This window comes from Acinetobacter silvestris (genome assembly GCF_002135235.1).
Lineage (GTDB): Bacteria > Pseudomonadota > Gammaproteobacteria > Pseudomonadales > Moraxellaceae > Acinetobacter > Acinetobacter silvestris.
In genome coordinates this window covers 501,250-521,741 of record NZ_NEGB01000002.1, presented here as the reverse complement: position 1 = coordinate 521,741, position 20,492 = coordinate 501,250, and the positions used below count along the sequence as shown (strand labels likewise).

Below are 20,492 nucleotides of genomic sequence, written 5' to 3'. Positions count from 1 at the left end.
TAAAATTTACTGCTTTTATTGATATGTCTTTATCTTCAAAATCTCTAGCCATCGTTTATCATAGTCCATACGGACACACTGCCAAGGTTGCATCTTTTATTGCTCAAGGCGCTCAGCAAGCCGGCATAGAGGTATACTGCATGAACATTGAACATGTGGATTGGGAGAGACTAGATCAAGCAGATGCGATTGTTTTGGGTTGTCCGACTTATATGGGAAGTCTGACCTCAGCCTTGAAGCAATTTATGGAGCAATCGTCTAAACGATGGTTGGCTCGAACATGGCAGGGTAAGCTCGCTGCTGGTTTTACCAATGGTGGTGGTTTGAGTGGCGATAAGTTAGCAGTATTACAACAAATTAATTTGTTTGCTATGCAGCATGGGATGTTGTGGGCAGGTTTACCTTTTATGCCTACCGGACGTGGTGCGCAAGATATTAACCGTATGTCGAGCTTTTTGGGCTTAATGACCCAGTCCGATAATGCACCTGCTGAAATCACGCCACCTGAAGGGGATTTGGAAACAGCCGCTCGATTTGGTGAATATCTCGGGCTCTTGTTGAATCGCTTAAATTAAGATTGAAATTAAAAAAACCTCCAATTGGAGGTTTTTTATGGTTTACAACTTTATTTGTGGAAGATACGGGCTTTATCACGTTGCCAGTCTCGGTCTTTTTCTGTCGCGCGTTTATCATGTAATTGCTTACCTTTAACCAGTGCAATTTCCAGTTTGACTAAGCGACCTTTCCAATAACACGCTAAAGGCACACATGAGTAACCCTTTTGGTTTACAGCTCCGAGTAACTTTTCAATTTCACGACGCGACAGTAATAGTTTGCGGGTACGTGTGGCTTCAGGGACAATATGGGTCGAAGCTGACAACAACGGTTGAATTTGTGCGCCAAAAAGAAAAGCTTCATTGTTTTTAAAAAGAATATAGCTTTCAGTAATCGTCATACGTCCAGCACGTAATGATTTTACTTCCCAACCTTGTAATGATAGGCCTGCTTCAAATTTTTCTTCGATAAAATAATCGTGGCGCGCACGTTTATTTTGCGCGATAGTTCCACCATTATTTTTTTTAACCACGATTGTTTTCGACATAATACAAATATTCCAAGATTAGACATATTTTGCCTTAAACTCATCATAAGGTGAAGTGATTTCAAATTTAAGCAGAATGTTCGCTAAAAACTAAGTTTTTGGTAAACTATAGGTACAAATAACAAACTAGAGTAAAAATGGATGTCTAAAACTCGTGTCATCTATCCGGGGACGTTTGATCCAATTACCAATGGTCACGTTGATTTAGTTGCTCGTGCAGCAAGAATGTTTGATGAGGTCGTTGTTGCAATTGCAATTGGACATCATAAAAATCCAGTATTCAGTTTGGATGAGCGAGTAAGATTAGCGAAAATATCTTTAAGTCATCTTGCTAATGTAGAATTTGTCGGTTTTGATGGCTTGTTGGTAAACTTTGCGCGTGAACAAAATGCAACTGCAGTACTCCGGGGATTACGCGCCGTTTCAGATTTTGAATACGAATTTCAATTGGCAAATATGAATCGTCAATTAGACCAACATTTTGAAACCGTATTTTTGACACCTTCTGAGCAATTTTCATTTATTTCCTCGACGATGGTTCGAGAAATTGCACGCTTAAAAGGTGATGTGAGTAAGTTTGTACCACAATGTGTCGTAGAAGCTTTTAATCGTAAGCATCAACAAGGTTGGTAGAGTGTCTTTATATATAACCGATGAATGCATCAATTGTGATGTCTGTGAGCCAGTATGCCCGAATGAGGCGATTTTCATGGGTGAACTCATCTATGAAATTCATCCTGATTTGTGTACTGAATGTGTCGGACATCATGATGTACCGCAGTGTGAACTTTTCTGTCCAGTAGATTGTATTCCGCATGATCCAAATCATGTGGAAAGTCATGATGATTTGATGGAAAAATATAAAAAACTGATTGCTCAAAAAAACACCAGTAATTAGCTTGGAAATTTGTTAAGATTCGCCCCGAAGTGAGCCAGACGATCGTCGCTGCGTAGATCTCCGTGATTGAAACAGGGGAGGAAAGTCCGGGCTTCATAGGGCAGGGTGCCAGGTAACGCCTGGGCGGTGTAAACCGACGGCAAGTGCAGCAGAGAGTAGACCGCCTCCATAAACGTTTCTTTTCGAAGAAATGGGAGGTAAGGGTGAAAGGGTGCGGTAAGAGCGCACCGCGTGTCTGGTAACAGTTCACGGCAAGGTAAACCCCACCAGAAGCAAGACCAAATAGGAATCCTGAGGCACGGCCCGTGCTGGATTCGGGTAGGTCGCTTGAGCGTACGAGTGATTGTACGCCTAGAGGAATGATCGTTCACGACAGAACCCGGCTTATCGGCTCACTTCAATAAATTTTTTAAATTAGTGCTTGACGTACTGTTGTTTACAGTAGATAATACGCGCACAAGTTTAAGGCTATGTAGCTCAGCTGGTTAGAGCACAGCACTCATAATGCTGGGGTCACAGGTTCAAATCCCGTCATAGCCACCATTTTAATAGACCATGCTCACTAGCATGGTCTTTTTTTATCTGTAATTTTCTAAAATATCTTTAGCTGCATTGAATTGTAAGTAACTGTTTTGCCAGATGGTTCGGTTTGCTTTGAGATGGCATACATAGATGATTAAGATTTGTAAATCATAAAGGTTAATAATAAGCCATCGTTATTGGATGATTGATCTGGTATACGGGTGGGGCTTAATCACACTGGATATTATTGATATCTAATTTAATTTTTGGAAATTTTTGATCATAAAACGTAAAAATAAGTTGTTGTTCTGCCTCGTCAAAAATAATGTTCTGTAGCTGTTTAATCTTACGTTGACTCAGATGTAGCTCTGCACAGTACATTGCAATACTGTTTTCTCGTGCGATTTGGATTTTTTGTTCTTCGGGTATGCTTTCAATATTATAGAGTTTTTGTTGAGCTCTCGTGAGTTGCACTAAGCTTCGTTTTTGTTGCATGCTTAATAGTTGATGTCGATTAATCCATTTTGCAACATCCATTCGTACATCATAATAATCTACAAAAATAGGGCTAATAATCTGGCAAGCGCTTAAGCTTGTTGTAAATGCAAAGAGCGTAAATAATTTAAATTTCATTGTCATGTTGAGTGCTCATTATGTTTTTATCTATTGTGCCGAATAAATTTAAATAAATATGTATTAATTTTAAACATATAATTATCAATTGTTTAAAGTGTGATCATTAGTGCTGAGTAGTACTTGACGCATGTGTTAGAAATTTAGATAATGCGCGCACAGTTTATGGCTATGTAGCTCAGTTGGTTAGAGCACCGCACTCATAATGCGGGGGTCACAGGTTCAAATCCCGTCATAGCCACCATTTTTATAGACCATGCTCACTAGCATGGTCTTTTTTTATGTGGAAAAATAGAAAATTAAATTTAAATCTCAATATGCATGTTTATTCTCATCTTATGATTTTTTTACTATAAGCGTATGATTCTAAATAAAGAAAAATTTTCCTAAATTTTGTTATTTAAAATAATATTTTAATTAAGCTTTTTCAGCCAAATAATTCTCTATAAATTGATGTGTTTGTTCATTCATATAAAATGGTGCAATCAGACTCTTAATCATGTCATTGAGTAAGCCATGTTCATTTAAAGCGGCTAGGCTATATGGCATAAAACGGAGTGCTTCAATCAATAAATCATCTTCATTTAAACCGACAGAATGCAGTAGTTCCTGAAGTGTGTATTCGCCAAAATATTCATAAAAGCCATCAACGACGCTTAAAATGAGCTGTTGCATGTATTCAGTTTGACGAAGCTCTTTCCATGTTTCATAGACCAGAATAAAAAACTCTTCAAAGTCGATAGATTGAAACTGTGAAAAGGTTTCTTTAAGTGTTCTATGTTTGATATCTGACCACAAATGTAAGCTGATTTCTGCAAGCTCTTCATTTGGTAAAAGAATGATGTTGCCAATCTGTTTAATGAATACCTGAGCAAGTTGTTGTTCTAGTTTAAGTTCAATGAATTGTTGTTGATCTTGAATAAAACCCAGTACTTTTGCGCTTAGGCCATGAGGTTTGAGGTTCATTTTACGTAAATGATCAAGCCAAGGCGTATTGTTTTCAAGGATTTGATTGGCAATTTGTAAACTGAGTTGCTGGATTTGTGGATTATCTTGTAAATTCTGTTGAATATAATGACGAACTTGTTCTAACTCTAAAATTTTAAATAACCATAATTCAAAAGATTCATCGGACAATAAATCATTAAGTTGTGTTTGGCTATGAATAGCATAGCGGTGAATTTTTTGTGCAACGACGCCAATAAATTCTAGGATTTCTGCACCCAAATTTAGCTCAAAGGCATATTTCTGTACGACTTGTTGAAGTTGCTCGAGTTGAATAATATCCTTTAATACAATCTTATTTGAATGGTGATAAACCTGATGCACAAATTGTTTAATATAAGTATTATTTTCAGGGCTTAATAATTGTTGTTGGGTAAAACGAACCTGCTCAAGCAAAAGTGCTTGAGCAAATTCTTGAGCAAAGCTCGATTGGATCACAGGTGTTTTATTCACAGCTTGTTAAACACCAGGCTTCCAGCCATTGATGATCGGGTAGCGACGTTCGCGATTAAATGCACGAGAAGTAATGCGTGGGCCAATTGCACCTTGACGGCGTTTATACTCATTACAGTCGACTAAACGAATGACTTTCTCAACGATTTCTTTCTCGAAGCCTTTGGCAATGATGTCATCTTGGCTCATATCTTCTTCAAGATAAGCATAGAGAATTGCATCCAGTACGTCATATGCTGGTAATGAGTCTTGGTCTTTTTGATCTGGACGAAGTTCAGCAGAAGGTGCACGAGTAATCACACGTTCAGGGATGACAGGTGTTTCACTGATACTGTTACGATACTTTGCCAATTCAAAAACAATGCTTTTATATACATCTTTCAATACTGCAAAGCCACCGACCATATCGCCATAAAGGGTGCAATAACCTACGGCAAGCTCAGATTTGTTACCTGTAGATAATACGAGATTACCAAATTTATTAGATAAGCTCATTAGTAATGTACCGCGTGCACGTGCTTGAAGATTTTCTTCAGTCGCATCTGCTGGTAAATTGCCAAAAAATGGGAATAACGTTTGCATAAAGCTGTTCACAATTGGGTGAATCTCGGCAATACCAAAAGTTACGCCCATACGTTTAGCTTGCTCAGTTGCATCTTCTACACTGATTTGTGAGGTGTAGGTATAAGGCATCATCACGGCTTGCACTTTATCTGCACCAATAGCATCCACAGCAATTGCCAGTGTTAATGCTGAATCGATACCACCTGATAAACCTAGGATAACTCCAGGGAATCCTGAGCGTTGCACATAATCGCGTGTCGCCATGACTAAACTTTGATAAATCTCAGCCATAGTTGTAAGGGGAGGTGCTGCTTCAATAATTTTATAGGCTTTATTTTCGATTTCATAATCGACAACATACAAGCCTTCTTGAAAGCTTGGTGCTTGGAATGCGATAGCACCACTATTGTTAATTACGAAACTGCTACCGTCAAAAATCAAATCATCTTGACCACCGACTTGGTTGGTATATATAAGATTAATATTTAACTGTTTTGATAATTCTTTCAGTGTTTCAATTCTGTGTTGTGGCTTGCCCACTTCGTATGGTGATGAATTTAGTACCAGAATCGATTCTACATTTAATTTAGCCAATTGTTGAACTGTGTCTAATGACCAGACATCTTCACAAATCAGTACACCAAATTTATGCCCTAAATATTCAAATACTAGATGTTGGTGACCCGCACTGAAATAGCGCTGTTCATCAAATACACCATAATTAGGTAAGGTTTGTTTATTATAAACCCCCAACACCTGCCCATCTTTCATGACTGCGGCAGAGTTGTAACGTTGAGCATCTTCAGTATTGTTGACAAAACCGAACACCATCACGATGTCTTTTACTGATGCAAGTTGTTCAAAGGCTTGAAGTGTGCGTTTTGCGATGCTTGGACGAAGTAATAGATCTTCTGCTGGATAACCTATAGTAGATAGTTCAGGAAAAACAATGATTTCTGCATTTTGTTTTTTAGCTTCATTGGCTTGTTCAATCATTTTTTGAACATTAGATGTGATGTCGCCAATGTGTGGAGAGAATTGCGCCAAAGCAATTTTAAAACTTTTCATTTAAATTAAATCCTATTCCTATAGGGTGGTGTGAACACAACTTGTTGATTTTTATATCTATAGTTATTCAACTGTGTGTAATTAGACATTTAAAATATTGCCCAACGGCGAAATATAAAATCATTCATACATGATTAAAATCTTTGTTTTCTTGCAAAGCAAAAATTACAGACAATGGCTATTTTATCTTAAAAACCAACAGAAGCCAGCGTTTAAATCATAATATTCAATTCCAACATAATATGATGATTCATTTAGAGTATTTTCCTGATAAAAAGCAGTGACTTTTTTGGAATTGGTCTCTATATCTGCTGTAAAATATCAAGTTATGATAGCTTGAATGACAAAGATAAATTTTACGAAGGTGTTGTTGGTAAAATTATATTTTCTATTTTATGCAGAAAAATATCTTTAGCAATATCACCTTGTTGCTCAATGTTGTAATCAAAATAAGTTTTATGCGCTTTGAGTGTGTATTTATAGGGATTGTATCTTCCCAAAGTCGAATAGAACGCAATCTGTAAAATTGCCCCATAGAAGAACACATTAATGTTTCTTTGGAACTGATAAATATGTGCCATTTCATGGATAAAAATAGCCTGATAGGCTAAATTTTGTTGGCTAAAGTCATCACAGTAATCTGCATTTTTTAAATGAAGATAGCCTTTTGGAGCCATTAAAATTCCCGCAGGCTGCCAAGGTAAGTAAGGGTGATTCATTATTTTGACAGGTTGATAATTAATTAAATCACCAAATACGGTTTTACATATTTTAATTTCACCCTCCGTCAAGGAGCGGCATTTAAAAGATTCTAGTTTTAATAACTTGAAGAGTATCCAATTGACATTCAGCATGTCATTTAAGTCCCCCATAATTTAGATAAATCATATTCTTAAAATAATATCATAAGATCTTAATTTTTTACTTTTAAAGGCATAAGTGTTTTTTTGCATTTTATGAAATAAATTGTCAGACAGCATTGTGAAGTCGTCATAAATTGCTAATGGTTTGACCTGAATTGCTAATGGAAAATGCAAGGTGATGGCGTAATTTTTAAACATAGAAATTAGAGTTTTTACTCAAAAATAAAATCCATAGCGCTGAAAAACTTTGGATGATCTATAAATTGAATAAAGAGTATACCGCCATGATATTAGCTAAACCAATCAAAAAGACTGTTGCAAAAATTTTTGCTGCATCGCCATTTAGTGCTGAAAAGCAATCAGCCATTATTCCCATTCGACATATGAAGTTTGATTTTGATCCTAAAAAAATTGATCCTAAATTTTACTTAAATGCTGAGTTAGCCAGTGCATATTTTGCCTCGTTATCAATTTTCTTAACTTTTGGTGAAGATTTGGTAATTGATACCGCACGTTATCATCGAGATTTTATTAAAGATCCCCTACTTAAACAGCGAGTAACCTCATTGATTGGTCAAGAGGCGATTCATTCTAAAATGCACGAGGAATTAAATGATGCATTGGTGGATGTTGATTTGCCTGTCAAATTATTTCGCACGTGGGCGGGTTGGGTTTTTAACTATGGTTTGAATCGTTTACCACAACCGATGAAACTTTCTTTGATGGCGGGTATTGAGCATTTTACTGCGGTACTGGCTGAATATATGATGAACCATGAGGAAATTTTCTTCCGTTCACAAGATGAAAAGCAGCGTGCGATTTGGATGTGGCATATGTTGGAAGAATCTGAGCATAAAGATATTGCTTATGATGTATTCCAAACCTTATCTAATAATTATGCTTTACGTATTGCCGGTTTTTTCCCCGCATTGATTACGATTTTAGGACTAATCTCTGCTGCTTCTTTGATTGTTCCATTTTATCGTGACCCGAAAAATTTCATTCGATTGAGTTATTGGAAAGATATTCCACATAGTTTTCAACTGATTTTTGGCTTAAAAGATGGTGTCTATGGCAGTAGCTTAAAGCATATTTTTGATTATTTGCGTCCAGATTTCCATCCCAATGATCATGATACTTCTGCATTTTTAGCTTATTACAAAGAGACATTGTTAAATCCAGTAGATGGGGTTCTAGCACCGTATTTTGTAAAAGAATTTACCCCAGCATTACGTGTGTAAAACAACATCAATTCAAAATTAGAGCGGATCAAATAAATGGGAATTTTTTCGAAAAAAGTACCTTCAACTCAGCATGCTTATGCTGTGGTAACTGGCGCTGGAAGTGGGATTGGTCGTAGTTTTGCAATGGAACTGGCTAAGCGTGGTGGAATTATTATTTGTGCAGATATAAATTTAGATGCTGCGCAGGAAACCGTACAACTGATTGAAAGCCAGGCTTCAGGTAAAGCTTTTGCCGTGCAATGTGATGTTGGGAATGCAGAACAAGTTAAAGCTTTAGCAGATAACGCGGAAAAGTTGATGAACCATCCTGTAACTTTGCTCATTAATAATGCTGGTGTAGGCTTGGGCGGGAAATTTGATGAAGTCTCTTTAGAAGATTGGCAATGGTGTATGCATGTCAATTTATGGGGCGTTATTCATGGTTGTCACTACTTTGTCCCGAAGTTTAAACAACAGGGTTATGGGGCAATTATTAATGTTGCCTCCGCTGCAGGTTTTACCGCTGCCCCAGAAATGACTGCATATAACGTGACTAAATCAAGTGTTTTGGCCTTATCAGAAACACTTTCAGCCGAATTACACAGCTTTAATATCAAGGTCAATGTGCTTTGCCCAACCTTAGTTCCAACCAACATTATGAAAAATGGTCGCTTACCTAGTCGTTATTCTGGTTTGGCAGATAATTTAATGATGAATCATGCTTTTACGACCAGTGATAAAGTCGCAGTTAAAACCTTAAATAACTTGGATGCAGGCAAGCTGTATACCATTCCACAGCCTGATGCCAAGCTTTTCTGGTTAATGAAACGCGCATCACCAAGCCTATATGCTAAGTTGCTGGGTATTGGTTATCCATTATTTAGCAAATACGTAAAATAAGATTTGAGTATATTAAGATGACAACAGAGACAATATTAGAGCAACAACCTAAAGCAAAGACTTCAAAAAGAAAGACCAAAGTCGGTACGGTTGCCAAAAAAGTAGAATTGAATAAATCTCTCATAACTGAAGTGGGTGATGAAGTTACATCACAAGATACGGCATTAGAAATTAAAGCCATTGTTGAATCAAAGATTGAAAATAAAACTGAGGTTCAAGCAGAACCAAAATTAAAAACTACGGTTGAGCCTAAGGTAAAACCCGCTGTTGCTGTAAAAGGTGAGGAGCAAGCAGAAACAAGTGTTAAAAATACAGTTGCTGCTCAAAATGAAAATCCAGTACGAGTGTATGACACGATTGTTGTTGGGGCTGGAATTTCAGGCATTGCAGCTGCCGTTAAAATGAAGAAAGCGGGCTATGATAATTATGTGGTTCTTGAAAAGGCTGCGCGTGTCGGTGGAACTTGGCGTGAAAATACCTATCCCTGATGTGGTTGTGATGTGCCATCAGCGCTGTATTCATTTTCATTTGCACCAAGTAGCAAATGGAGTCATTTATTTGCCAAACAGCCTGAAATTTTAAGCTATCTAGAAGAAGTTGCAGATCAATTTAATATTAATGAAAAAATTGAATTTGATAATGAGTTGATTGGTGCGAAATGGAATGAAGTCAAGCATCAGTGGGTTTTAAAAACGCAGAAAGGACAGTATTTAGCGAAAACAGTCATTTTTACAACTGGGCCAATTACTGAACCTTCAATGCCAAAACTGAAAGGAATTGAAACTTTTAAAGGTGAAATGTTCCATTCAGCCAAATGGAATCATGACTATGATCTGAAAGGTAAACGCATTGCTGTCATTGGTACAGGGGCATCGGCGATTCAGTTCGTTCCACAAATTCAACCACTCGCAAAAGAGTTATTTGTATTTCAGCGAACTGCACCATGGGTGTTGCCAAAACCAGATATGCCTTTGGGGAATGCAGGTAAAGCTTTAATTGAAAAATTTCCAGTCATTCAACAAAAATGGCGTGGCGCGATAGCAAACACGCTTAATGTGATTAACTTTGGTTTACGTCATCCTAAAATATTAGAACCTATAAATTTTTTAAGTCGTCAATTATTAAAACTGCAAATTGATCAGGATCAATTGCGTAAAGATGTGACCCCAAACTTTTCGATTGGTTGTAAGCGTTTATTGTTTGCAAATAATTATTATCCAGCCTTACAAGCGAGCAATACTCAACTTATTCCGCATGGCTTAATTGAAATAGATGGGAATACAGTGGTATCTGCCAATGGTGAACGTCATGAAGTTGATGTCATTATTTGGGGTACAGGATTTGAGGTTTCTCATCCTCCAATTGGTCAGCGTGTATCTAATGCGAGCGGGCAGTTGCTTGCAGATTTATGGAAAGATACTTCACCAGAAGCTTATTTAGGTACCAGTATTGAAAACGTGCCAAATGCATTTTTGGTGCTTGGTCCAAATATTTTGGTTTATGATTCATTTATTGGGATTGCTGAAGCGCAGATTGATTATATCGTCAATGGTTTGTTGAATATGAGAGATTTGAAATTTACCCGTTTTGAAGTCAAAAAAGATGTGGTTCGTCAGTATAATCAAAAGGTACAAAAGCATTTGCAAACTACAGTGTTTAATAGTGGCGGGTGTAAGAGTTATTATCTCGATCAGAATGGTCGAAACTTTGCAGCTTGGCCATGGTCATTGAAAAAATTGAAGCAGCAATTGAGTGAACTGAATTTAAAAAATTACGATATAGTTGCTTAAATTAATGCAAATACAGAAAACCTCGGTAAGTCATTTATCGGGGTTTTCTTTGGTATAGGAAGAGGATAATCAGTTCTGCAATTAATAAATTTACAATCCAACCTAGCCATGCTTCGAGTTGATAAATATGAATTGGGGTTAACCATTCAAAATAGGGTTGTAGTTGATAGAGCAGTATTTTCCAAGAGCGTAGACTCAGTGCTGAAAGACTTAATGCAAAGCTCCGAATCATCCAGTTACGATGTGCAGGCCATTGTTTTTGTAAGGCCTTATATAGTGCAGTGAGGGTGCTGAAACCCCAAGCAAAACTGAGAAGTACAAAACATAGTTGTGTCGCAAAGCCTCCAGCAGCGGATAAAGCCAGAATAAAGCCACTCGGGAGAGCAAGTAAGAGCACACTCACGAGATAGAGCCATCCGCAATAGCGATGAAGTTGTGGATAGTGTTTTCTAAAAGCTGAAAAAAATTGAGTAAAACCTGCAATGAGAACCATGCTACTCACCAACACATGGGTTTTAAAGGCAAATTGCCAAGGTTGAGTGTGAACCACATCTTGTTTTAAGGCTAAAAAATATGCATCATCTTGCCATGGGAAATATTGAAAACATATTTTTAGCATAAGATAACAGAGATAAGTAAATGGTATAAAAATGAATACATATAAAGCATAACGCTTGAGGTAACGACTATTTAGAGTGTTCATGCAATTTTTTAGAGTTATTTTAAAGGATTATATAATGAAAAATACATACAAAGTGTCTCTGTTTACATGTTTAGCCTTAGCATTTACACAACATAGTTTAGCTAATGATTTAAAGCAATTTCAAAAATCATGGACGGGTGAATATGATGAACGGAAAATAACAGTTTTTATTCAAACTCTCGATTATAAGCAATTAACAGGTTATAGCATTTTAGGTGCAAATAAGCAGAACTTTTCGGGTCAAGTCCGTGGGACACCCAATTCAAAAGCATACAAAGCGATAGCCGTAGAAAGTGGACCTAAAGCCAGCAGTGGAACATTTACATTGGTGATGGATGTGAATCAGCCGAATAAAATTGAAGCCAGTTGGGAGTCAAGTTTAGGAAATGTAAAACCTAAATTTTTTGAGCTAAAACCACAACAGTGCCGTTATCAGCTTACAGAAGGTGCTTTTCCAGAAGCTTCTCAACGCTTATTAAAAGATGTTGATTTACAAATCTCTCCAGAAGATTTAGATTTAATGCGTAATACGATTTATGCACGCCATGGTTATTCATTTGCCAATAAACAAGTAGCGAGTTATTTTGCAACTGAAAATTGGTATATGCCGTGCAATACCAATGTTGAAGCACAATTAACGGCCATTGAGAAAACGAATATTCAAAGGATTAAGAAAGTTCGTCCTTATATGGAAAAAATGCAGTGGGGACGTTAATCGAGTAAATATTGATAAAAGCTCAAAAGATTTTTGAGCTTTTATTTTTTTACTTTTAAATGGCTTGAGTGTTGTCAATTAACCAAGTTAAAACCTCACCTGTAAGTTGTGGGGCAAGTTTCTCACGAACTGTTTGATGATAAGTATTTAACCAATCAATTTCAGTAGCTGTGAATAACTCTTTAACAATACAGTTGAGTTGAATTGGGCAGAGGGTTAGTGTTTCAAACTCGAGAAAATCACCATAGTTATTGTTATTTGATTGCACCAGTTGATTAACCACTAAATTTTCAATACGAATACCATATTGACCTTCATGATATAAGCCTGGCTCATTCGATGTAATCATTCCTTCTCTCAGTTTTGAGTATGGACTAATCGGTGCGTAGTATGAAAGTACTTGGGGGCCTTCATGTACATTCAAGGCATAGCCTACGCCGTGACCCGTGCCGTGGCGATAGTCTAAACCATACTGCCATAAGTGATTTCGACATATGGCATCAAGTAATGGCGCTGCTAAACCTTCAGGATACTTGGTTTGAGCAAGTGCAATATGGCATTTCAAAACTAAACTATAATCACGTTTTTGCATATCAGTTGGTGTACCAATAGGGACAACACGAGTGATATCCGTGGTGCCATCGACATATTGACCACCTGAATCAATCAGTAATAAACCATCACCTTGAATCATAGAATACTGTTCTGGCGTCGCCCGATAATGCGGTAATGCACCATTGGCATTAAAACCAGCGATCGTTGAAAAACTGAGGCCAATAAAACCGGGCTGCTGTGCTCTAAACGCTGAGATTTTCTCATCAATGCTTAGTTCGCTGATCGGTGTATTTTGGGAAAGTGCTGTATCCAGCCAGTGGAAAAAATGACACAGTGCAACGCCATCTTTAAGCATGGCATGGCGAATATGTGCAATTTCACTAGACTGTTTGCATGATTTAAGGAGTGTACTTGGATTGATATCGTGAGTAATTTTGATCTCTTTTCTCAGAGAATACTCGTGTAAGATCGTCACTTTAGCGGGGTCAATTAAAATGGATTGATCTGTCATCTGGTTTAGAAAATCAATACTAGCTTCGTAAGGGAAAATTTCAATACCATCCACATGGAACTGTGCTCTAACTACATCATTTATTTTGGCAGAATCAATAAAAAGAACGACTCGTGTCGTATTAATATATAAGTGAGCTAAAAAAATAGGATTGTATTCAACATCGCTGCCTCGGCTATTTAAAATCCACGCAATATCATCTACAGCTGAAATAAAATGTGCCGCAACTGATTTTTTGTTTAAATGTTGGCGTATTAAGTCGATTTTTTCTTTATAGCTAAATGCATTTAATCCTTCAGTCATAAGGGATACGGGGCGCTGAGGCAAGGCAGGGCGATTGGTCCAAATTGTCGTGATTAAATCATGATGAGTGTCGAGTCTAAAGTTATATTTTTGTGCAATGTTATTGAGCGCTTGGAATTGCTGAACGGAAATGGTTTGGCCGTTGACTGCAATGTTGGCTCCAGATGGTAAATGTTGTGCTAACCAAGCTAAATGGGTGGAAGATTCATCCTGAGTTAGTTTTTGTAAAATAAAGCCAGTTTCAGCCAATTGTTGTTCTGCTTGTACCCAATAACGCCCATCTACCCATAAGCCTGCAAAATTTTGAGTCACGACAATGGTTCCGACTGAACCGGTAAAGCCGGTTAACCATTCACGGATTTTCCAATAATCAGGTAAATATTCAGACAGATGTGGATCTGCACTCATAGCGATGAAAGCATCAATTTTCTGGTTTTTTAACTGTTGTCGAAGTTGTTCTAGCTTTTCTGAAACCGTATATAAATGCATAACATTTTCGCTTTATGATGGCTTGGAATAATAGGTGATGTACTTAAATATAATGATGGTGATTCAACTTATATTAATAGAAATAACCATAAAAAAACCACCCAAGAGGGTGGTTTTTTTAAATCAATCAATTCTTTCGAATTAACGACCTTGGATGTCACGTTGAACTTCACCAGTGTAAAGTTGACGTGGACGACCAATTTTATAAGGACCGCTGTGCATTTCTAACCAGTGGCTGATCCAACCAACAGTACGTGCAAGAGCGAAAATTACAGTAAACATTTCAGTCGGAATACCAATCGCTTTAAGGATGATACCTGAGTAGAAGTCTACGTTAGGGTATAAGTTACGTTTGATGAAGTATTCGTCAGACAACGCAATACGTTCAAGTTCCATAGCAAGTGCAAGTTGTGGATCGTTGATGCCAAGAGCAGCAAGAACTTCATCACAGGTTTCTTTCATTACTTTTGCACGTGGATCGAAGTTTTTATAAACTCGGTGACCGAAGCCCATAAGTTTAACTTCTTTAGTTTTCACTTTTTCCATGAAGCTAGCAACGTTTTCTACAGTGCCGATTTCATCAAGCATCTTAAGAACAGCTTCGTTTGCGCCGCCATGAGCTGGGCCCCAAAGTGCAGAAATACCCGCAGCAATACATGCATAAGGGTTAGCACCAGTAGAACCTGCTAGACGTACTGTAGACGTAGACGCATTTTGTTCATGGTCAGCATGAAGCGTGAAAATACGATCCATTGCTTTTGCAAGAATAGGGTCAACTTTGTAATCACGATCTGCTGGAGTAGCAAACATCATGTACAAGAAGTTTTCAGCGTAGCTTAAGTCGTTACGTGGGTAAACGAACGGTTGACCCACTGTATATTTGTAGCTCCACGCAGCAAGCGTAGGAACTTTAGCAATCAAACGGATCGCTGTAATTTCACGGTGATCAACATTTTCAATGTCTAAGTTGTTGTGATAGAACGCAGAAAGCGCACCAACTACACCAACCATAATTGCCATCGGATGAGCATCGCGACGGAAACCATTGAAGAAACGGCTTACTTGATCATGAACCATAGTATGGTTACGAACTTTTGCATCAAATTCAGTTTTTTGTTCAGCCGTTGGAAGCTCGCCATTTAACAATAAGTAGCAAGTTTCTAAGTAATCAGCTTTCGTTGCAAGTTGATCAATTGGGTAACCACGGTGTAAAAGAACACCTTTATTACCATCAATGAATGTAATTTTAGACTCGCAAGCTGCTGTAGCCATAAAACCAGGATCAAAAGTAAAGTGCCCTGAGGCCAATACATCTTTAACGTCAATTACATCTGGGCCCAATGTGCCGCTGTAAATTGGTAAGTCAATTTCTTTGCCATCAAGCTGTAATACGGCTTTTTTGCCAGTTGCTTCAGACATTCAATAGATCTCCTGTCCCGGTGAATGTTTTATCTAACTCGAAATCGTCATTTTCTAATGTACGAATTAGACGGATCAAAATTTGCTATTAGCTTAGTGAGTACTGAAATTTTGTCAATTATACTTATGGATAAAAAGTGACATGCCACAGTGGGTTAGTCAAAAAATCACATAGCAATGAGTCAATGTCACAGCATCGGTTCAGTATAATAAGGCAAATTCAAGAATAGGTGCAGAAAATTAATGATCACCTGCGTATTTAAACGCTATTTTTAAAGATTTTATTTAAAAAAATGAAGATTGATTTTGATGTGTGAAAGAAACTAAAGTCTATAAATATAAAGGCTTATAAATGACTTGGAAGGCGATATTCTGTAAAAAATGATGGTTTTTCTTTTGAAATAGGGTTGGGTTGTTTTTGAGATTATTTGATTAAAAAATAGCTTAATTAATATATTTTTTGTGGGATAAACAAACAATTTTGATTGTAAATTAGTCTACTTGTATCTTATTTCAGTAATCAAAGGTTGAAAAATTATCTGATTTTTTCGTTTCGTGATTCTTAATTTTATGAACGATGAGGTCATATTTTTTAGCTAACTCTTCAGAATTTAATAAAAAAAGATATTTGGTTTATAAGTAAAATGAATATTATGAATTTAAAATCTATAGTTGATTTGTTATATCAATGACATATAGGAAAAATGGTGTGCTTTGTTGTGCTTTAGTCTAAATTTACAGGATCTATAGAAGTCCTTGGAAAGGAGAGTGATTTTTTAATAAATAATAATTTAAAACAATAGTTTAATCTATTAAATTTAAAATAATTTAGCCTGATAAAATTGTTTTTAAATGCGAATGATTATTACTCTTATGTTTTTAAAGGGAAAAGCGAAATAGCATCGTTTGTATTTTGACAGTTCACGTTTTATAATTCAGTGTCGTTTATAAGTTTAGGCATTGCGGATTCATGTAATTGCCTAATAATGCTAGCTTTCCTTCGAATTAATTCCAACAAACTCCGGATGGAGTTTTTACTTACAGGATGCCCGCTGTGAAAAGCAACAGACCTGTCAATTTGTCCATGGGTCAAGTTTTAGACGTAAACTTAAAATCCCCTGTGGCTATTGCATCAATTCTACACCGTCTTTCTGGTGTCATCGTATTTTTACTCGTACCTGTACTATTGTGGCTCTTAGACAAATCTTTGTCTTCACCAGAAGGTTTTGCGCAAGTGCAAGCAATCTTCGGTGGCTTCGTTGTACGTTTTATCGTATGGGTATTTGTAGCCGGTTTAATTTTCCACTTTATTGCGGGTATTAAGCACTTACTTGCTGACCAAGGTATTGCAGAGGAACTGCAAAGTGGTCGTATTGCAGCTACTATTTCATTGATCTTGTCTGCAGTTTGTATCGTTGCAGCATTTGTATGGATTGTTCTCTAATGAAAAGTGCTACAGGTTTAACGGGTTCAGGTTCTCGTGATTGGTATCTCCAACGCGTAAGTGCTGTTGTACTCGCAGTTTATACTGTTGTGGTTTTTGGTTGGATTCTTTGCCATGGCGGATTTGACTACGAACAATGGAGAGGCTTTATGATGACTCTACCAATGAAGATTTTTTCTTTGTTGGCAGTCTTATCTCTTGTTGCGCATGCTTGGATCGGTATGTGGCAAGTATTCACTGATTATGTGACTACTCGTCAAATGGGTCCTTCAGCTTCAGGTTTACGCCTTGTGCTGACTTCAGCAGTCATTATTGCTGTGCTTGCATATGCGATCTGGGTTATCCAGATTTTTTGGGCGAATTGATAGGAAGATGTCATGGGCGCTATAACCCCTAAAGAAGATTATTCAAATATTCCAAGCCAAACTTTCGATGCTGTTATCGTCGGTGGTGGTGGTTCTGGTATGCGTGCTTCATATCAACTTGCTCAAGCAGGGTTGAAAGTTGCAGTGCTAACCAAAGTATTCCCAACACGTTCGCATACTGTTGCGGCGCAAGGTGGTATCGGTGCATCCCTTGGTAATATGCAAGAAGATAACTGGCATTATCACTTTTATGACACTGTAAAAGGTTCAGATTGGTTAGGTGACCAAGATGCAATCGAATTTATGTGTCGTGAAGCACCAAAAGTGGTTTATGAATTAGAACACATGGGTATGCCATTTGACCGTAATGCCGATGGTACAATTTACCAACGCCCATTCGGTGGTCACTCTGCGAACTATGGTGAAAAACCAGTTCCACGTGCATGTGCTGCTGCTGACCGTACAGGTCATGCACTCTTACATACGCTGTATCAAAGCAATGTGAAAATGGGTACACAATTTTTCGTAGAATGGATCGCACTTGATCTTATTCGTGATGAAAGTGGCGATGTACTTGGTGTGACAGCAATTGACCAGGAAACAGGTAATATTGCGGTATTCCAAGGTAAAGCTACTTTGTTTGCTACAGGTGGTGCTGGTCGTGTTTACCGTGCATCAACCAATGCTTATATTAATACTGGTGACGGTCTTGGTATGGCAGCGCGCGCAGGTATTCCATTACAAGATATGGAATTCTGGCAATTCCACCCAACGGGTGTTGCTGGCGCAGGCGTATTGTTGACTGAAGGTTGTCGTGGTGAAGGTGCAATCCTCCGTAATAAAGACGGCGAACCGTTCATGGAGCGTTATGCTCCAACTTTGAAAGACTTGGCGCCGCGTGACTTCGTATCACGTTCTATGGACCAAGAAATCAAAGAAGGCCGTGGTTGTGGTCCTAAAGGTGATTATATTCTTCTGGATATGACTCACTTAGGTGCGGATACGATTATGAAGCGCTTGCCATCTGTATTTGAAATTGGTAAGAAATTCGCAAACGTAGATATTACCAAAGAACCAATTCCAGTTGTACCAACAATCCATTATCAAATGGGTGGTATTCCGACGAATATTCATGGTCAAGTAGTCACACCTGTTGCAGGAACTGACAACTATACTCAACCGGTGAAAGGCTTCTATGCAATTGGTGAGTGTTCTTGCGTATCTGTACATGGTGCAAACCGTTTAGGTACTAACTCATTACTTGACTTGGTTGTGTTTGGTAAAGCAGCGGGCGAACATATTATTGATTACGTGACTAAACATCACGGTGATGAGTATGTGTCATTGCCTAACGATGTGCTTGTAAACACAATGAAGCGTATTAATCATTTAGATGATTCGACTTCAGGTGAAAATGCGCAAGAAGTTGCAGATGCAATTCGTGATATCGTACAAGACCATGCTGGTGTATTCCGTACCCAAGCATTGCTTGATAAAGGTGTGAAAGAAATTCTTGCAATTGCACCACGTGTTCGTAACATTCACTTAAAAGACAAATCTAAAGTATTTAACACAGCGCGTGTTGAAGCTCTAGAAGTAGAAAATATTTATGAAGTTGCGAAAGCGACGCTAATTTCTGCTGCTGCTCGTAAAGAATGTCGCGGTGCGCATACTGTTGTTGATTATGAATTACCAGCGGATCACCCAACTTATTCTTACGGACGTCGTGATGATGAGTGGATGAAGCATACTTTATGGTATTCGTCAGACAACCGTCTAGAATACAAGCCAGTGCGTTTCAACCCGCTAACGGTTGATCCAATTCCACCAGCACCACGTACATTCTAATCAGGAGAATCAAGATGAGTAGAGGTACTCGTACATTTCATATCTACCGCTATGATCCTGATAAGGATAAAGCACCATACATGCAGACCTACACGCTAGAGTTGACTGATAAGCACCGTATGTTGCTTGATGCACTTCTTGCATTGAAAGTTCAAGATGAAACTTTAACTTTCCGCCGTTCATGCCGTGAAGGGATCTGTGGTTCTGATGGTGTGAATATTAATGGTAAAAATGGTCTAGCATGTTTGTGGAATCTCAATGATTTGCCAGACGTGATTACTGTTCGTCCATTACCAGGTTTGCCAGTGGTTAAAGATTTAGTTGTGGATATGAATCAGTTCTACGATCAGTATGACAAAATTCAGCCATTCCTAATTAATAATCAACCGACACCGCCACGTGAGCGTTTACAGTCTCCTGAAGAACGTGAACATTTAAATGGTCTGTATGAATGTATTCTGTGTGCATGTTGTTCAACAGCATGCCCATCATTCTGGTGGAACCCTGACAAATTCTTAGGTCCTTCAGCATTGTTAAATGCATACCGTTTCATTATTGATTCGCGTGATACAGCAACTCAAGACCGTTTGTCGCGTCTTGATGACCCGTTCTCGTTGTTCCGTTGTAAAGGTATTATGAACTGTGTATCAGTTTGTCCTAAAGGTTTGAACCCAACTAAAGCGATCGGTCATATCCGTAGCATGTTGCTCGACCAAGCAGGTTAATACTTGAAAAAAGAGCGCACATTGGAAGATGTGCGCTCTTTTTATTTATTAAAATATGGTTGATTATTTAGGGGAGAGTAGAGGTTGATATATTTTATATAAAATTTTGTATGATAGTAGATCATTTTTGATATGTATTTAGCTAATTTATGGATGGTATGTGTCAAAAAAATCAATTGATAGTTAAGTTCGTGTTAGCATCTAACAAACTTCTATATGTGAAAAAAGCGACTGTTTTAATGTACATTTTTTCAACATATGAAAGATTGAGATCGGTATATAAATTAGTAAGCTAGATAAAGGTTTAATCGCTTTAGAAAAGTTAAATCACCGAATTAGTTTTTCTAAGTCGATTTGCAAAAAATTGCTCGATTTTGGTCGAGTATATAATGAG

General features: G+C 37.8%; 18 protein-coding genes, 2 tRNA genes, 1 other RNA gene and 1 pseudogene. 14 read left to right on the top strand and 8 right to left on the bottom strand.

Going from position 1 to position 20,492, the window contains the following annotated elements:
* Positions 1-23 precede the first annotated feature (23 nt).
* On the top strand, positions 24-575 hold the full coding sequence (locus B9T28_RS05670; RefSeq protein ID WP_086202964.1) for a flavodoxin family protein: 552 nt from the start codon (positions 24-26) through the stop codon (positions 573-575).
* A gap of 50 nt (positions 576-625) precedes the next feature.
* Here the strand turns inward: B9T28_RS05670 and smpB are convergent, their stop codons facing one another.
* Positions 626-1,102, bottom strand: coding sequence for an SsrA-binding protein SmpB (smpB, locus tag B9T28_RS05665; RefSeq protein WP_086202963.1), 477 nt, complete (start codon positions 1,100-1,102; stop codon positions 626-628).
* A gap of 141 nt (positions 1,103-1,243) precedes the next feature.
* On the opposite strand from smpB, the gene coaD reads away from it, so the two are divergent.
* From coaD to B9T28_RS05645, 4 genes are all read left to right on the top strand, one after another.
* Positions 1,244-1,735 carry a pantetheine-phosphate adenylyltransferase gene (gene coaD / locus B9T28_RS05660; protein WP_086202962.1) on the top strand — a complete coding sequence of 164 codons (492 nt, stop codon included), beginning with the start codon at positions 1,244-1,246 and terminating at the stop codon, positions 1,733-1,735.
* 1 nt (position 1,736) lies between these two features.
* Positions 1,737-2,000, top strand: coding sequence for a YfhL family 4Fe-4S dicluster ferredoxin (locus B9T28_RS05655; RefSeq protein ID WP_086202961.1), 264 nt, complete (start codon positions 1,737-1,739; stop codon positions 1,998-2,000).
* Positions 2,001-2,026: 26 nt separating this feature from the next.
* Positions 2,027-2,403: RNase P RNA component class A (rnpB, locus tag B9T28_RS05650), an RNA gene on the top strand.
* Between the two features lie 63 nt (positions 2,404-2,466).
* Positions 2,467-2,543 (top strand) — tRNA-Met (locus tag B9T28_RS05645).
* Positions 2,544-2,750: 207 nt separating this feature from the next.
* On the opposite strand, the gene B9T28_RS05640 is transcribed toward B9T28_RS05645, so the two are convergent.
* Positions 2,751-3,155, bottom strand: coding sequence for a hypothetical protein (locus B9T28_RS05640; RefSeq protein WP_086203054.1), 405 nt, complete (start codon positions 3,153-3,155; stop codon positions 2,751-2,753).
* 167 nt (positions 3,156-3,322) lie between these two features.
* On the opposite strand from B9T28_RS05640, the gene B9T28_RS05635 reads away from it, so the two are divergent.
* Positions 3,323-3,399, top strand: a tRNA-Met gene (locus B9T28_RS05635).
* 173 nt (positions 3,400-3,572) lie between these two features.
* Here the strand turns inward: B9T28_RS05635 and B9T28_RS05630 are convergent.
* The 3 genes from B9T28_RS05630 to B9T28_RS05620 all read right to left on the bottom strand — a co-directional run bounded on the left by B9T28_RS05630 (position 3,573) and on the right by B9T28_RS05620 (position 7,099).
* A complete protein-coding gene (locus B9T28_RS05630; RefSeq protein ID WP_086202960.1) occupies positions 3,573-4,613 on the bottom strand; it encodes a hypothetical protein in 1,041 nt (346 codons plus the stop codon).
* A gap of 6 nt (positions 4,614-4,619) precedes the next feature.
* Complete coding sequence (locus tag B9T28_RS05625) at positions 4,620-6,245, bottom strand: NAD+ synthase (protein WP_086202959.1); 1,626 nt, start codon at positions 6,243-6,245, stop codon at positions 4,620-4,622.
* Between the two features lie 356 nt (positions 6,246-6,601).
* Positions 6,602-7,099 (bottom strand): hypothetical protein, encoded by a 498-nt coding sequence (locus tag B9T28_RS05620; RefSeq protein ID WP_086203053.1) that lies wholly within the window; start codon positions 7,097-7,099, stop codon positions 6,602-6,604.
* Between the two features lie 293 nt (positions 7,100-7,392).
* Here B9T28_RS05620 and B9T28_RS05615 point away from each other — a divergent pair, with 293 nt between their 5' ends.
* The 3 genes and pseudogenes from B9T28_RS05615 to B9T28_RS05605 all read left to right on the top strand — a co-directional run bounded on the left by B9T28_RS05615 (position 7,393) and on the right by B9T28_RS05605 (position 11,021).
* Positions 7,393-8,349, top strand: coding sequence for a metal-dependent hydrolase (locus tag B9T28_RS05615; protein WP_086202958.1), 957 nt, complete (start codon positions 7,393-7,395; stop codon positions 8,347-8,349).
* A 36-nt stretch (positions 8,350-8,385) separates the two neighbouring features.
* Positions 8,386-9,231: an SDR family NAD(P)-dependent oxidoreductase gene (locus tag B9T28_RS05610; protein ID WP_086202957.1), complete on the top strand. Its 846-nt coding sequence runs from the start codon at positions 8,386-8,388 to the stop codon at positions 9,229-9,231.
* 17 nt (positions 9,232-9,248) lie between these two features.
* A pseudogene (locus B9T28_RS05605) lies at positions 9,249-11,021 on the top strand (flavin-containing monooxygenase).
* A gap of 34 nt (positions 11,022-11,055) precedes the next feature.
* On the opposite strand, the gene B9T28_RS05600 reads toward B9T28_RS05605, so the two are convergent.
* Positions 11,056-11,640, bottom strand: coding sequence for a DUF2306 domain-containing protein (locus B9T28_RS05600; RefSeq protein ID WP_086202956.1), 585 nt, complete (start codon positions 11,638-11,640; stop codon positions 11,056-11,058).
* A 118-nt stretch (positions 11,641-11,758) separates the two neighbouring features.
* Here B9T28_RS05600 and B9T28_RS05595 point away from each other — a divergent pair, with 118 nt between their 5' ends.
* On the top strand, positions 11,759-12,439 hold the full coding sequence (locus B9T28_RS05595) for a YARHG domain-containing protein (RefSeq protein ID WP_086202955.1): 681 nt from the start codon (positions 11,759-11,761) through the stop codon (positions 12,437-12,439).
* Between the two features lie 55 nt (positions 12,440-12,494).
* On the opposite strand, the gene B9T28_RS05590 is transcribed toward B9T28_RS05595, so the two are convergent.
* Complete coding sequence (locus tag B9T28_RS05590) at positions 12,495-14,297, bottom strand: aminopeptidase P family protein (protein WP_086202954.1); 1,803 nt, start codon at positions 14,295-14,297, stop codon at positions 12,495-12,497.
* Between the two features lie 141 nt (positions 14,298-14,438).
* Complete coding sequence (gene gltA / locus B9T28_RS05585; RefSeq protein WP_086202953.1) at positions 14,439-15,716, bottom strand: citrate synthase; 1,278 nt, start codon at positions 15,714-15,716, stop codon at positions 14,439-14,441.
* Positions 15,717-16,761: 1,045 nt separating this feature from the next.
* Between gltA and sdhC the strand changes: the two genes are divergently transcribed.
* The 4 genes from sdhC to B9T28_RS05565 are packed head-to-tail and all read left to right on the top strand — an operon-like array spanning position 16,762 to position 20,098.
* The gene (gene sdhC, locus B9T28_RS05580; protein ID WP_143222579.1) at positions 16,762-17,160 is read left to right on the top strand and encodes a succinate dehydrogenase, cytochrome b556 subunit; all 399 of its coding nucleotides are present in this window, start codon (positions 16,762-16,764) and stop codon (positions 17,158-17,160) included.
* Positions 17,160-17,525: a succinate dehydrogenase, hydrophobic membrane anchor protein gene (sdhD, locus tag B9T28_RS05575; protein ID WP_086202952.1), complete on the top strand. Its 366-nt coding sequence runs from the start codon at positions 17,160-17,162 to the stop codon at positions 17,523-17,525. Before sdhC ends, sdhD begins: the two co-directional genes overlap by 1 nt.
* Before the next feature lie 12 nt (positions 17,526-17,537).
* A complete protein-coding gene (sdhA, locus tag B9T28_RS05570; protein WP_086202951.1) occupies positions 17,538-19,373 on the top strand; it encodes a succinate dehydrogenase flavoprotein subunit in 1,836 nt (611 codons plus the stop codon).
* A 14-nt stretch (positions 19,374-19,387) separates the two neighbouring features.
* Positions 19,388-20,098: a succinate dehydrogenase iron-sulfur subunit gene (locus tag B9T28_RS05565; protein ID WP_086202950.1), complete on the top strand. Its 711-nt coding sequence runs from the start codon at positions 19,388-19,390 to the stop codon at positions 20,096-20,098.
* The last annotated feature ends 394 nt before the right edge of the window (positions 20,099-20,492 follow it).